This window comes from Acinetobacter sp. WCHAc010034 (assembly GCF_001696615.3).
Classification (GTDB): Bacteria; Pseudomonadota; Gammaproteobacteria; order Pseudomonadales; family Moraxellaceae; genus Acinetobacter.
In genome coordinates, this window is the sequence record NZ_CP032279.1 from 988,497 (window position 1) to 1,002,998 (window position 14,502).

Annotated in this window: 9 protein-coding genes; 4 read left to right on the forward strand and 5 right to left on the reverse strand. The window is 52.6% G+C overall.

The window, feature by feature from the left end; translation table 11 throughout:
- Nucleotides 1–16: 16 nt before the first annotated feature.
- Nucleotides 17–817 carry a hypothetical protein gene (locus tag BEN74_RS06345; RefSeq protein ID WP_068908771.1) on the reverse strand — a complete coding sequence of 267 codons (801 nt, stop codon included), beginning with the start codon at nt 815–817 and terminating at the stop codon, nt 17–19.
- Nucleotides 818–1,358: 541 nt separating this feature from the next.
- Here BEN74_RS06345 and BEN74_RS06350 point away from each other — a divergent pair.
- The 4 genes from BEN74_RS06350 (at nt 1,359) to BEN74_RS06365 (ending at nt 5,439) form a co-directional block, all read left to right on the forward strand.
- Nucleotides 1,359–2,810: a cytochrome ubiquinol oxidase subunit I gene (locus BEN74_RS06350; RefSeq protein WP_068908744.1), complete on the forward strand. Its 1,452-nt coding sequence runs from the start codon at nt 1,359–1,361 to the stop codon at nt 2,808–2,810.
- Nucleotides 2,803–3,807, forward strand: a complete 1,005-nt coding sequence (gene cydB, locus BEN74_RS06355) for a cytochrome d ubiquinol oxidase subunit II (protein ID WP_068908742.1) — start codon at nt 2,803–2,805, stop codon at nt 3,805–3,807. Before BEN74_RS06350 ends, cydB begins: the two co-directional genes overlap by 8 nt.
- 14 nt (nt 3,808–3,821) lie before the next feature.
- A complete protein-coding gene (locus tag BEN74_RS06360; protein ID WP_086374340.1) occupies nt 3,822–3,944 on the forward strand; it encodes a DUF2474 domain-containing protein in 123 nt (40 codons plus the stop codon).
- Between the two features lie 91 nt (nt 3,945–4,035).
- Nucleotides 4,036–5,439, forward strand: coding sequence for a PLP-dependent aminotransferase family protein (locus BEN74_RS06365; RefSeq protein ID WP_068908739.1), 1,404 nt, complete (start codon nt 4,036–4,038; stop codon nt 5,437–5,439).
- A gap of 278 nt (nt 5,440–5,717) precedes the next feature.
- On the opposite strand, the gene BEN74_RS06370 is transcribed toward BEN74_RS06365, so the two are convergent.
- The 4 genes from BEN74_RS06370 to BEN74_RS06390 form a co-directional block, all read right to left on the reverse strand.
- Nucleotides 5,718–6,296, reverse strand: coding sequence for a hypothetical protein (locus BEN74_RS06370; RefSeq protein ID WP_068908737.1), 579 nt, complete (start codon nt 6,294–6,296; stop codon nt 5,718–5,720).
- A 599-nt stretch (nt 6,297–6,895) separates the two neighbouring features.
- Nucleotides 6,896–8,293 (reverse strand): efflux transporter outer membrane subunit, encoded by a 1,398-nt coding sequence (locus tag BEN74_RS06380; RefSeq protein ID WP_068908733.1) that lies wholly within the window; start codon nt 8,291–8,293, stop codon nt 6,896–6,898.
- Between the two features lie 6 nt (nt 8,294–8,299).
- On the reverse strand, nt 8,300–11,410 hold the full coding sequence (locus BEN74_RS06385) for an efflux RND transporter permease subunit (RefSeq protein ID WP_068908730.1): 3,111 nt from the start codon (nt 11,408–11,410) through the stop codon (nt 8,300–8,302).
- A complete protein-coding gene (locus BEN74_RS06390) occupies nt 11,407–14,502 on the reverse strand; it encodes an efflux RND transporter permease subunit (RefSeq protein WP_068908728.1) in 3,096 nt (1,031 codons plus the stop codon). The genes BEN74_RS06385 and BEN74_RS06390 overlap by 4 nt, the downstream gene beginning before the upstream one ends.

The following is a 14,502-nucleotide window of genomic DNA, read 5'->3' on the forward strand; positions in this document are numbered from 1 at the left end:
AATTTTTCAAAAACAGTTAAATGGCCTGCGCATTTTTAAGCCTGGTTTGAAAAAATTCGCCGTAGACGGACAACTTTTCATAAATATGTTCAGAATAAAACATGTCTTCAATCAGGTTTTTAGACTGCTCCATATTGAAGCCTTCACTGATGCTGATGATTTCCGCATTCAAGTCAGAAAACTCAGCGCAGAGCCGGACATAATAGTCATCTTTATTTTTAAACAGCAGTTTCCGGATATTCAGCGCGGAACTCTCAAGAATGGCCTGATTTTTCAGCTTGGAAATAATGCTGATCTTCACATTGAAAAAATTTTCCAGCTTTTGCCTGATTTCACTGCAGACGGCTAAATCGCTAATGATGAAAATCTGCAGAATATCCGAGCGGCAAAGCGCCCTGAACACCGACAGATAAATAAAATCTTCAGCGGCTAAATGGCTGTTTTCCAGATCTATATAAATACTGAAAGACTCCAGTGTTTCATTGATTTTGAAATTAGGCGCTTTGTCAGCGGTATAGTATTTGTTTAAAATATTCAGCACAGGCTGCGCCATCGGCGTGCTGTAGATCACAGGCTTATTCAGATTGGCTAGGATGAAAGGCGAAAATAAAAAGCCTAAATTGGACTGCTGCTCTTCTATCTTAGACTGCACAATATATAGGCCGCTTTTTTTGGCGAAATTGCGCAGAATCTTGGCGCGCAGCAGCGTTGCTTCCAGATTCACATACTTCTGCTCCAGCAAGCCCAATGGTTTTTCTGACATCGGCTTATCGATTATTAATTGTGAAATTAAATTCAGCTGCTCGGTAATAAACATAAGGGACCACCTGTCATCATTTTGAACCATGCATTTGCGGCGCTGCAGACCAGCAGCACTGTCCGCAGTCTGCTGCTGCAGCGGAAAAATGTATAGCTGCAAAAGCATGCGATAAAAATATAACAGCGCGCTTAAAGCCGCTATTCGGCCCATGCTGGCCCGCATTTATTGCCTGCACTGCAATAGGATGATTTTTTTAAAATATTTAAAATTTATATAATAAACAATAATATATATTTTATTTTTGATGAAAAAATACCGATGCTTTAGGCCCTCTTCGGTTTTTAAAGCTTGCGCTGCCGCATTTTTCCTTTAGATGCAGGACAGCATTAAAAATATAACAGCATTCTGTTTTATCCCTCGCCTGTTATATTTTTTCTCTTCATTTTCTGTACCTACCTCTGGGCTGCATTGTCATGCAAGATCTTGACAATTATTCCAGGTAGGTAGTTTTCATGAAACGATCTATGCTTTTTTCCGCGCGCTGCGCGGACAGCTGCCAGGCGATTGTCAGGCAGCCTAGTTACCGGGGGGCCATGCGATGAGCCTCGGATTAACCGCTTTGGAACTGGCCAGAATTCAGTTTGCCTTTACCGTCTCCTTTCACATTATCTTTCCTGCAACCTCCATTGGCTTAGCCTGCTTTCTCGCGCTGCTGGAATGGAAATGGCTGCGCACCCAAAACCCTGTTTATAAAGACTTGTTCAAATACTGGATTAAGATTTTTGCAGTCGCCTTCGCCATGGGGGTGGTTTCAGGCGTAGTCATGGCCTATCAGTTCGGCACCAACTGGAGTGAATTTTCCCGGATTGCCGGAAGCGTTACCGGCCCGCTGCTGACCTATGAAGTGCTGAGCGCCTTTTTCCTCGAGGCCGGCTTTCTGGGCATTATGCTGTTCGGCTGGGGGCGCGTCAGCCCGAAAGCGCATTTCTTCGCCACGCTTATGGTGGCGGTCGGCACCTGCATTTCAATGTTCTGGATTTTATCCTCAAACAGCTGGATGCAGACCCCGCAGGGCTTTGCCATAGAAAACGGCATCATTGTCCCTGCAGACTGGTGGGCGATTGTCTTTAATCCGTCTTTTCCCTACCGCTTCGCGCATATGGCTGCAGCGGCCTTTTTAGTGTCTTCGCTGCTGGTGGTGGGAACCGCCGCCTGGCATCTGCTGAAAGGCCGGCGCGATGAGCTGGTTAAAAAATCCTTTTCCATGGGCCTGTGGATGGTGCTCATCACCTCTTGCCTGCAAGTCGTGATTGGCGACCATCACGGGCTGAATACCCTAAAGCATCAGCCGGCAAAACTGGCCGCCATTGAAGGGCATTGGAATACCAACGAAGACCATGCCATGCCGCTGCTGCTGTTCGCCATTCCGGATATGGAAAAAGAAGCCAATGCAGCCGAAATCGGCATTCCCTATTTAGGCAGCCTGATCCTCACCCATACGCTGGACGGCAAAGTCACCGGCCTGAAAGACTTTGCGCCTGAAGACCGCCCGAATGTGCCCACCGTTTTCTGGAGTTTCCGCGTCATGGTCGGGCTGGGCATGCTGATGGTTCTGCTGTCTTTGACTGCGCTGTGGCTGCGCAAGAAAGGCGCGCTGTATGAAGCCTCATGGTTTCATAAATTCGCCCTGGTCATGGGGCCTACAGGCTATATCGCCCTGCTTGCCGGCTGGGTCACTACTGAAGTCGGACGCCAGCCGTGGGTCGTTTACGGCGTGATCCGCACGCAGGACGGCCTGTCCCACAGCGTAACCGCAGATCAGGTCGGATTCAGCCTGATTGTTTTTGTGCTGGTCTATGCCGTGGTTTTCGGCAGCGGCATTTACTACATGCTCAGGCTGATTAAAGCCGGCCCTACATTTTCAGGCCATTTAGCAGCGCAGCAAGCCGGCCCGGGCCATTTTAAAACTCCATTGCGCCCGCTCAGCGCGGTGGATGAACCGATTGATGAAGCGGAAGCGGCTCAAAACAAGGAGAAACCGCATGATTGACCTCGCTTTAATTTGGGTGGGCATTATCGGCCTTGGGGTGCTGATCTATGTCGTGATGGATGGCTTTGATCTGGGGATCGGCATTCTGTTCCCGTTCATCAAAAGCCATCAGGAACGCGATGTGATGATGAACACTGTCGCGCCGGTGTGGGACGGCAACGAAACCTGGATGGTGCTGGGCGGCGCGGGCCTGTTTGCAGCCTTTCCGCTGGTTTACGCCACCGTGCTCTCCGCCCTGTATATCCCGATTATTCTGATGGTAGTTGCGCTGATCTTCCGCGGGGTGGCTTTTGAATTCCGCTTCAAGGCCACGCGCACCAAATACCTGTGGGATCAGGCCTTCATCTGGGGATCAGTTTTATCCAGCTTTTTCCAAGGCATGATTCTGGGCGCCTATATTCAGGGCATTCAGACCACAAACGGCATTTACAGCGGCGGCGTGTGGGACTGGCTGACGCCGTTCTCTGTTTTCACCGGCATCGGCGTTGTCGCCATGTACGCGGCGCTTGGCTGCGGCTGGCTGATTTTAAAAACAGAAGCGGATTTGCAGCAGGCCATGTATCAGCTCATGCCAAAGCTGCTGATTGCGCTGCTGATTATTTTCGGCGCGGTCAGCATCTATACCCCGCTGACGCATCCTGAAATTGCGCAGCGCTGGTTTGCGCTGCCGAATCTGCTGTACTTCAGCCCGGTGCCGGTTTTGGTCGCGCTTTTCAGCGGGCTGATTCTGCGCGCCTGCAGACAGCAGCATGATGCAAAGCCCTTTATTTACACCCTTGCGCTGGTTGTTCTGGCCTTTACCGGCTTTATTATCAGCCTGTGGCCCAACATTATTCCGCCGTCGGTTTCCATCTGGCAGGCCGCTGCGCCTGAATCCAGTCTGAAATTCACCCTGGTCGGCGCAGTAATTCTGATTCCGGTGATTATCGCCTATACATTTTTGTCGTACTGGGTTTTCCGCGACAAAGTCCGCATCGGCGATGAAGGCTATCATTAATTCAGGAGGCATCAATGAAAAAATCTGCTGACCGGCTCAGCCCATCATTATGGTTTATCCTGCTGTGGTGCTTAGGCTTTGCATCACTGGCCTTAATTGCAGGATTTTTCAGGCTGATGCTGAGCTTCGCTTATTGAAAATAAGCATGCATTTTGACGATTTTTAACTTAAATTTATGGATAGCTGCCTGCAGCTGTCCATAAATTCTTTATTTGAGCGCCAAGCCTTATGTATAAGTCAGAACAGCTGGCACTGAGCCTGAAGCATTTGATTGAAAGCGGCTTCTGGAAGCCGAATGACAAGCTGCCGTCTTTGCGCCAGCAGGCGGAAGCCTCAGGATTCAGCCTGATTACTGTAATGAACGCCTATCAGGAACTGGAAGCGCAGGGGCTGATTTATTCCAAAGAAAAATTAGGCTACTTTATTGCCGGAGATGCCCTGCCGGCTGTTTCCCATAGCGTGATCCTGAATGACAAAATAGAAATCAACTCCACGGTTTTCAGATATTTAAAATCCATCCAGTCGGAAAAGATCATTCCTTTCGGCAGCGCCTTTCCTGACAGCCAGCTGCTGTATTCGGCCAAGCTGATGCAGACTTTAGGCCAGCGGGCCAAGCACCGCCTGAGCTATGAGCAGATGCCAAGCCTGCCGCCGGGGAATTTTGAGCTCAGAAAGCTGATCGCGCAGCGCTACTGCATGCAGGGCATTCCCACGGATCCCTCCGATATCGTCATTACTTCAGGCGGCCTGGACGCCTTGAATTTATCCCTGCAGGCCATGACCCAGCCCGGCGACTGTATTGTGCTGCAGGAAACCATTTTTTACGGCGCATGGCAGGCTGCCGAGCACCTTGGCCTGAAAGTGATAACTATTCCGGAGCACCCCGAACACGGCATTGATTTAGATGCTTTTAAGAATGCTATTGCCCGCTATCCAGTCAAAGTCTGCCTGCTGATGCTGAACAGCCATAATCCAATCGGCTTTACGGTGAGCGATGAAATTAAGCTGCAGCTGGCTCAGCTGCTGCATGCGCATGAAATCTATTTAATTGAAGATGACGTGTATGAAGAATTGTATTTTGATCATAAAAAGCCTTTATCGATGAAGTATTTTGATCAGCAGAATTTAGTGCTGCACTGCTCTTCATTTTCCAAAACTTTAGGCGCTGGCTTCCGGGTGGGCTGGGTTTATGCCGGCAAATTTTCAGAGCATATTCAGCATCTGCAGCTGATGAGCACACTGTCAGTGAATTCTTTCATCCAGAATGCCTTGGCCGACTATTTGTCGCACCGCTATTATGAAAAGCATTTAAAAACGCTGCGCAATACTTTGAAGCGCTTAAAAAGCCAGTATTACCATTACTTAGCCGCGCATCTGCCTGAAGGCTGCAAAGTTGATTATTACCCTTCCGGCTATTTTTTATGGATTAGCCTGCCGGCGCAGATTGACAGCAATCTGATTTACCATCAGCTGCTGGAAAAAGGCATCAGCGTGGCTCCCGGCGCATTATTTTACCGTACCGGCAAAAAGCACAATCATATCCGGGTGAACTGCTCATTTGAAATGACTGAAAAGATCCAGCAGGCCCTGCATGGCTTAGTTCAGTGCATTAAAGCCAGCCAGCATAACTGAGCACTGGACAGGCGCAGTTTGCTGTGATGATTCCTTCAGAAGTCGGCTATGGCGGAGGCGCGATGCCTTCATGAAAAGTCCCCCACGGAATAAAGCATTAACCCGCTCTCTTCCCTCTTAAATAAGGTCAGCGGCACAGCATCAGCACCGTTCATTATGCAGCGCGGGCTTTGGCTGGCTGGAAGCAAAATGCCATCTGTCCTTGCTTCCAGCCTGAATTCAGCCTTGCTGCGCTTGACCTCTCTAAGCCTACAGGCATGAAATGAGTGCCACGCCGCTTAATGGACGGGGATCATCAAATGCTGGTAAGGGGTTCCTGGCCACATCACATAAGGCGCAGCGGTGTCAGGCTGGGCCGCTTTCGGATACATATCGTAGAAGCTCTGATCCGCGCCGACGATCATAATGTGCGGGCCAGTCTTAAGCCAATGGTTGCTGGCGCTGGGCTTCACAGCATAGGGGTCTACATTGCTAGCATCGGTGCCGCCCTTCAGCATGTACATCAGGCCGATTTTTCCCGCTGCCGGGGTTTTATGGCCAATCCAGGCTTCCACCCACTTCATGGCTGCATGATCCATGCACATGGGGTCAGGGCCGGGCGTTGCCGGGTTGTCGGGCATGCAGGTGAAACCGTTGCTGCCTTTGCGCAGCATGCGCATCTGGCCCTTGGCGTCTATAGCCATAACCGCAGCCATCGCGCCCACTTTTTGCGGCGCCGCGCTGATTGCGCTGGCAATCGCATTATGATCGGCTGCCGAGTGGCCGCCTTTGGCTCCCATGGCATGATCAGCAGCCAGAACGGCCTGCGCGGGCAGGATACACCATCCGGCAATGATTAATATTTTCAGAAAGTTCATCGCATCTTCTCCAAAACAGGAGGTTGCATTGGTCACGCCTAAGACCCGAATTCTCCTGCATCAAGGCATTTGGAGGGTGAGCTGTCAGGCGGAAATTGGTATCAGAACCGCAGTACCTCCTTTTTTGGGGCATTGTTTACGGAATTTAGTGATATCCGCCGGCGCAAGAACAGTCCAGCCTATTTACGGCCTAAGCCTGCTGAAAACGCTGCACCGGGCAGGATTCAAAGCGCTGCTGCGCCATCAGCAGGCTGCTGATGGCGTTCAGTTTTCAAAGCATAAGCGGCGCATTCAGATGAGCCTTACCGCCCGCAGGCAATCCAGCTCAAAAGCATGCAGCGCCCACGCCTGAAAGCGGCATGCAGCATGCTCAATCAACTTGAATATTTTTTAGCCATACCGCTGCGGCGTCAATATGGCTATACCACAATCCATAGATTTCATAACAAAAAAAATTATTAGCTCACAATCGTTTTACATCCTCAACACAGCGGTATACAGCGCTTGAATTCCCTCACAGCGGGCTGCGCATGCAGCTGAAGCGCCGGACGGGCCTGCTCCTGAGCTTTTGCCCAAGACCGGCACGGCAGCGCCGCGCATTAAGAATAATTTCCGCCCAATGCTGCAATCAATTGTGCTGTATTTTTAAGCTGCAGCTGCTTGAGCTCTAAGGCGGCCTGTTCAGCCTGCAGCCGCAAATTCTGCGCGCTCACCACTTCCAGATAGCTCACTAGACCTGCATTATAGCGCCGCGTAACGGCCCGCTCATTTTCCGCAGCCAGCGCAGACAATTTAACCTGCTCTGCCTGCTGCTGCCTGAAACTGGCGGACTGCATCAGCGCATCCTCCACTTCTTTCCAGCCTGTCAGCACAGCCTGCTTATAGGCTGCGGTTTTTTCATCATAATTGGCCTGCGCTGCGGCAATGCCGGCTTTTCTCTGGCCGCCGTCCCACAGCACAGCAGCGGCTTTCAGCCCTGCCGACCATAAATACTGCGGAGCCTGAAACAGCTGGCTGAAAATCTGGCTGTTCACGGCGCTGTTCAAGCCAATGCTGACATCCGGCAGCCATGCCGTTTGCGCCAGCCCCAGCTGCGCATGGGTCGCAGCCAGTTCGCGCTCAGCGCGCAGCACATCAGGGCGCTGCAAAAGCAGCCGGCTAGGCAGCTGCACTGGAACAGCAGGCGCCTGCAATGCGCTTTGCTGCTTTGCCAGCTGAAACTGCGCTGCCGTTTTGCCCTGCAGGGCCGCCAGAATATGCTCCTGCAAATGGCGCTCCCGCTGCTGTTCCAGCTGCTGTATCTGCACCTGCTTAAGCTGGGTTTCTGCCTGTATCACATCTGCACGCGCAATCATGCCGGCAACATATTGATTCTTTAAAATTTGCACTGAACGGGCATAACTCTGCTGCGTTTGCTGAAGAATACTGATTTGCGCATCCAGCACGCGAATATTCCAATAGGCTTCTGCAGCCAGCAGCTGCTGGCTTAATTTGACCGCCTGCAATTCTGCGCCGATGGCTTCAAGATTGGCCTGCTGGCCTTCTATGGCTTTGGCCACCCGCCCCCATAGATCCGGGATCCAGCTGGCCTGAATTTCGCTGCCGAATTGGCTGCTTGAAGCGGTATTTTTGCCGCCGCTGCGGTTTGCAGAAGCATTCAGCGCCAAACTCGGCTGACGGGCAGCCTGCTGCTGTTGCAGCAATGCATTGGCATAGCGGAAACGGGCTTCCGCCTGCTGCAGGCTTAAATTTTCCTGATTCAGCTGCTGCATCAGCCGGCTGAGCATGGGGTCTTGATAAATCTGCCACCAGTCCGCCCCAGCCGGCTGCAATGCGCCAGTTGCTGTCCAGTTTAAACCGGCATATTTATACTGTTCATCCGCCTGAATCTTCGGCGCCTGATATTCCGGCGGCCGCACAACAGCGGTCGAAGCGCATGCGGTCAATAGCATAAGGCCACTGAGGCAAACCGCATTTTTATAGAGCACATTCTGCATCCCACTTTATTCCTGTTTTCCTAAGCTCAAGGCATTCTTTCTATTCAGGCGCGGCAAGCGCTGCGCGGCTTTTTCCAGCAGCAGATACATAACTGGCGTGGTATATAGCGTCAGCAGCTGCCCCAGCGCCAAGCCCCCGGCAATCACCACGCCTAGGGGCTGGCGCAGTTCCGCGCCTTCGCCCCAGCTGAATGCCAAAGGAATAGCGCCCAGCAAAGCCGCTGTATTGGTCATTAAAATCGGGCGGAAGCGCAAAGCCGCTGCCAACAGCACCGCGTCACGGGCAGATTTTCCTGTACGGCGTTCCTGCAGGGTAAAATCAATCAGCAGAATCGCATTTTTCACCACAATGCCAATCAGCAGGAACATGCCCAGCAGCGCAATTAAGGTGAATTGAAAATTAAACAGCCGCAGCGTCAGCAATGCGCCTAAGGCCACCGCTGGAATCGTGGATAAAATCGTCAGGGGATGAATCACGCTTTCATACGTCACCCCCAGCAGAATATAAATCAGGCCAATCACCGCTAGAACCAGCAATGGCGTACTTAATCCAGCCTGCAAGCTTTCAGCTTCTACATCTTTGTCTGCAGTCATGAAAATCTCATTCGGCAGCATAATTTCCGGCAAAATGCCACGAATGGCTGCATCCGCCTGTTCAGCGCTGTAGCCTGGCTTCAGCACATAGCCAATGCCCATGGCAGCATACTGATTGCGCCGGTAAATCCGGTCATTGCTGATGCCATAAGACCATGCAGCGAAGTTGCTGAGCGGCACATATTCGCCCTGCTGATTCGGGACTTGCACATTGGCCAGCGATTCCGGCTGCTGGGTAAAATGCTGATCAACTTCCATCACCACATGAAATTGATTGCTTTGATCATGAATCGTGGAAATCTGGCGCTGCGAGAATGAGTTGTTCAGCACGCTGGAAATGCTTTCAATATCCACACCCAAGCGCCGCGCTGCTTCACGGTCAATATCCAGCGTGACATGCTGCGCGCCTTCATCACCCATGGTTTCCACTTCTTCCAGCTGCGGCAGCTTTTGCATCGCTTGGGCAACTTTTGGCGCCCATTCACGCAGCAGCGCAACATTATCCGACTGGAGCAGCAGCATATGATCTTGCCCGCTGCCGCTGGAAAATGGATCATCCAGTTCAAGCTCCTGCTCGACCCATGCTGAAAAAACCGCGCCAGCCTGCCACGGCGCATTTTGCTTTATCCGCTCGACAATTTCATGTGAAGCTTTACCGTCACGCTCGGCCTTGGGCTTGAGGTTCACCATTAAAAAGGAATTGGTGGTTCCGCCTGCGCCGCCCGATGTGCCTATCACATCTTTGACTGCCGGATCGCTTAACAGGCTTTGGCTGAACGCCACAATCTTCGGCTGCATAATCTGGAAAGAAAATCCGTCATCGCCGCGGATAAACGCTGCAACGCGCCCAGTGTCCTGTTCGGGCAGTACCCGTTTCGGCAGCGCCTGATACAGATAGGCCGAGGCTGCAATGGCGCCGCCCCACAGTAAAATCACCACATAACTATGCCCGATCATCCATTTCAATGAATGCAAATAGCCTTGGCTGAGTTTCTGCATGCAGCTATGGCTAATGCGGTATAAAGTATTATTTTTAGCATTTTCAAGCGGTTTCAGGCAGCGAGCTGACAAGCTTGGCGTAAGCGCCAGCGAGATGAAAACCGATAAAATCACGATAAACACCAGCGTTAAGGAAAACTCTCTGAACAGCCGCTCGATCACCCCACCCATAAACAGCACGGAAATAAAAATCACCGCCAAGGCCAGATTCATGGCAATCAAAGTCATGCCGACTTCCTGAATGCCCTTGAGCGCAGCTTGTACAGGTGGCTCTCCCTGTTCAATGTGGCGCTCGATATTTTCCAGCACCACAATCGCATCATCCACCACCAAACCGATTGCTACAATTACCGCCATAATGGAGAGATTATTCAGCGAAAAACCGGCCAAATAGATCAGGCTGCATGCGCCAATCAAGGTAACCAGCATGGCAATGCTTGGAACCAGCGCGCTTTGCAGGCGCCCCAGCATCAACGCCACCACAATAATCACCAGCAGCATCGAAAACAGTAAAGTATCACGCGCTTCATTCAGCCCAGCGTGGATTATTTCCGAACCATCCATCACAATGCTGAGCTGTGCATCGGCGGGAATCTGCGAACGCAGCTGCGGCAGTTTCTGTTTAATTTTTTCAATCACAGCCACGGTATTGGCATTCGGCTGCCGGCTGATTTTAATAATGACCGCAGGTTCGCCGTTATGAAAACCGCTGACATAGCGGTTCTCTGCAGCGTCCTGAACGTCGGCGACATCTTTAAGGCGAACGGCAGTCTGGCCATGCTGATGGATGACCAAATTAGCAAAATCCGCCGCATTTTTCAAACTGGCCGAGAGCGCCACCTGCCAGCGCAGCTGCTGAGTTTCCGCCACGCCCAAAGCCTGCACCACATTGCTTTTAGCCACAGCTTTGCGGACTTGCTCCAGCGATACGCCTTGCGAAATCAGCGCATTCGGATTTAAGCTAATCCGCACCGCCGGCATGGATGCCCCATCAATGCTGACATCGCCAACACCGTTGATTTGCGCCAGAGCCGGCTGCAGCTGGCTGCTGGCGATTTCATACAGCTTGCCGGCCGATAAATGCTTTGAGCTGAATGCCAGATAAAAAATTGGGCTTTGGCTCGGATTGATCTTGAAATATTCAGGCGGACTGGGCATGCCCGAAGGCAGCTGCGGCATGGCGGCATTAATGGCGGCCTGCACTTCCCGCGCCGCTTCATTGATGTCGGTATCCAGATCAAAATGCAGCACCACCTGCGCTGCGCTTTGGCTGCTGGATGAATTAATGCCTTTTACCCCGGAAACACCCATCATGGCGCGTTCCAGCGGCGCAGCGACCGTCGCCGACATGCTTTCAGGGCTGGCCCCCGGCAAGCTGGCCCGAACCACAATGGTTGGAATATCCGCCTGCGGCAAAGCCGCGACCGGCAAGCGGAAATAGGCCAATATGCCCAGCAGCACAATCGCGGTTGCCAGTAAAACACTGGCCACAGGACGGTGAATAAAAGCGGAGAGCAAATTCAAGGCGCATCTCCCATCTCATTCATGGCTGGCACCGCTGGCTTGGCCTTGTGATGCGGCCGCTGTAAGCGGTCAAAAAATAGATAAACCACCGGTGTGGTGAATAGCGTCAGAAGCTGGCTTAAAATCAAGCCGCCCACCATCACAATGCCCAAAGGCTGGCGCAGTTCAGCGCCGGAACCTGAAGCCAGCATGAGCGGAATGGCGCCGACTAGAGCCGCCAGCGTGGTCATCAGGATAGGCCTGAAACGCATTAAGGCGGCTTGATAAATCGCCTGCTGCGCTGAGAGGCCTTCATTGCGCTGCGCTGCCAAGGCAAAATCTACCATCATAATGCCGTTTTTCTTGACCAAGCCAATCAGCAGAATAATGCCAATCAAGGCAATCATATCCAGCGGACGGCCGACCACAAACAGCGCCAGCAGCGCGCCAATAGCCGCCGAAGGCAGGGTCGAAAGAATGGTAATCGGGTGAATAAAGCTTTCATACAGCATGCCCAGCACCAGATACATGGTCACAATGGCCGCCAGTACCAGCCAGAAGGTATGCTGCTGTGAATTTTCAAAGGCTGCAGCTGCGCCCTGCAGCTGCACACTAACCTCCGCTGGCAGATTCAGGGAATCTTCAACACGCTGAATAGCCTGAATGCCCTCACCGAGGGAAACTCCCGGCGCTAAATTGAAAGACACGCTATGCGCGGGAAACTGCGCCTGCTGCTGCAAAAGAACCGGAGCGCGCTTTTGCACAACCGAGGCCACGGAGCTGAGCAGCACCGCTTCGCCGCTGGCATTCTGAATATAGGTCTGATTCAGCGCATCAATGCCCTGCGTCAAGCCGGGATCAAGTTCCAGCACAATGCGGTATTGATTGGCCTGCGTATATAAAGTGGCGATTTGGCGCTGCGCAAACAAATTCTGCAAGGCCCGGCTGATATCTTCAATACTCAAGCCCAAACGCGCAGCCGCATCGCGGTTGACATCAATAAATGCCTGCAGGCCTTGGCCGCCGTCCTCACTGGCCACCTCCGAAAACTCCGGCTGCCACCGCAGGGCTTCAACAAAGACCGGGCTGAACTGCTGCAAATCTTCAGCTTTGGCTGCGGTTAAGCTCAGCTGGTATTGAGTCCGGCTGATTTTGTCCTCAAGGCTCAGCTCCTGCACCGGCTGCATCCAGCCTTTAATTCCCTGCACATGGCTGAACTGCTGTTTCAGGCGCGCCATGACCTGATCCGCACCGTCGCGTTCGGCATGCGCTTTCAGGTTAATCAGAATGCGTCCATTGCTGAGTTTAGGGTTATTGGCGTCAATGCCGATAAATGAAGATAAGCTCTCAACCGCAGGGTCTTTTAAAATCTGGCTGGCCAGCGCCTGCTGCCGTTCACTCATGGCCGCAAAGGAAATATCATCCGGCGCTTCGGTCACCACCTGGATGACGCCGCTGTCCTGTACCGGGAAAAAGCCTTTAGGAATCACCCAGTACAATGCACCAGCTAAAACCACGGTGCCAAGCATCACTGCAAGCGTCAGCGCCTGATGCCGGAATACCCACTGCAGCGCCTTGCCATAGTGCTGAATAATCCGATCCAGACTCCAGCGGCTGCGGCGCGGCGCATGCCTGGCATCTTTGAGCAAATAAGCGCACATCATTGGGGTCAAGGTCAGCGACACCACGAGCGATAAGCCAATCGCCGCCGCCAAAGTCACGGCAAATTCATGGAACAGCCGCCCCGCGACATCGCCCATAAACAGCAAGGGAATCAGCACGGCAATCAGCGAGATGGTTAGGGAAATGAGGGTGAATCCAATTTCCCTCGACCCTTTGAGCGCTGCCTGCATCAGGCTTTCGCCCGATTCGCGGTGCCGGGCAATATTCTCCAGCATCACAATCGCGTCATCCACCACAAATCCTGTGGCGATGGTTAAAGCCATCAGCGTCAGGTTATTGACCGAAAAGCCCAGAAAATGCATCAGCACAAAGGTGCCGATGATTGACAAGGGCACGGCAATGCTCGGAATAATCGTGGCAGACAGATTTCTTAAAAACAGGAAGGTCACCATCACCACAAGGCAGACTGCAAACACCAGCTCTTTCTGCACATCATGAATCGCGCTGCGGATGCTCTCGGTGCGGTCTGTCAGCACCCTGATCTGCACATTTTCAGGCAGATTGCGCTGCAATTCCGGCAAAATCTGCTTAATCTGATCAGCCACCTGAATGACATTGGCATTTGGCTGGCGCTGCACATTGACCAGAATGGCGGACTGGCTGTCCGCCCATGCCGCCATATAGCGGTCTTCACTGCCTTCCATCACTTTCGCGACATCTTTCAGGCGGATCGGCGCGCCGCCATTCCAGCGCAGAATCAGGTTTTCATAATCCGTAATAGAGCGGATCTGATCGTTGGCATCCAGCATGGTGGTGCGGTAAGGCCCGTCAAAGCTGCCTTTGGGCTGATTGGCATTGGCCGCATTAATGGCTGTGCGGACATCCTCAGCGCTCATTTTATAAGCCGCCAGCGCAGCAGGGTTCATCTGCACCCGTATGGCTGGACGCTGCCCGCCGGCAAGGCTGACCATGCCGACGCCGGACAGCTGCGACAGTTTCTGCGCAACCCGCGTATCCACCATGTCATAGACCGTGGTGAGCGGCAAAGTCTTGGAGCTGACCGCCAGCGTAATGACCGGCACATCCGCCGGATTGACTTTGCGGTAAATCGGCGGCGTCGGCAAATCACTAGGCAGTTTGCTGCTGGCTGTACTGAGCGCGGACTGCACTTCCTGCTCCACCACACCCAATTCTGCGCTTAATTCAAATTGCAGCGTGATGACCGATGCGCCGACCGAGCTGGCCGAAGACATTTGCTTCAAGCCGGCAATTTTGCCCATTTCGCGCTCTAAAGGCGCCGTCAGCGTGCGCTGCACCGTATCTGGATTGGCGCCCGGCTGGAAAGTGTAAATTTGAATAACCGGATAATCCACCTGCGGCAAGGCGGAAACCGGCAGAAGACGCCACACCAGCAGCCCACTGAACAGCAGCGCCAGCATCAGCAGCACTGTGGCGACGGGGCGCAGAATAAAGAAACGTGAAATATTCAT

Bases quoted from the DNA above. Each gene is read 5' to 3' on its own strand.
- BEN74_RS06345 (WP_068908771.1), bottom strand. From the start codon at position 817: ATGTTTATTACCGAGCAGCTGAATTTAATTTCACAATTAATAATCGAT.
- BEN74_RS06350 (WP_068908744.1), top strand. From the start codon at position 1,359: ATGAGCCTCGGATTAACCGCTTTGGAACTGGCCAGAATTCAGTTTGCC.
- cydB (WP_068908742.1), top strand. From the start codon at position 2,803: ATGATTGACCTCGCTTTAATTTGGGTGGGCATTATCGGCCTTGGGGTG.
- BEN74_RS06360 (WP_086374340.1), top strand. From the start codon at position 3,822: ATGAAAAAATCTGCTGACCGGCTCAGCCCATCATTATGGTTTATCCTG.
- BEN74_RS06365 (WP_068908739.1), top strand. From the start codon at position 4,036: ATGTATAAGTCAGAACAGCTGGCACTGAGCCTGAAGCATTTGATTGAA.
- BEN74_RS06370 (WP_068908737.1), bottom strand. From the start codon at position 6,296: ATGAACTTTCTGAAAATATTAATCATTGCCGGATGGTGTATCCTGCCC.
- BEN74_RS06380 (WP_068908733.1), bottom strand. From the start codon at position 8,293: ATGCAGAATGTGCTCTATAAAAATGCGGTTTGCCTCAGTGGCCTTATG.
- BEN74_RS06390 (WP_068908728.1), bottom strand. From the start codon at position 14,502: ATGAATATTTCACGTTTCTTTATTCTGCGCCCCGTCGCCACAGTGCTG.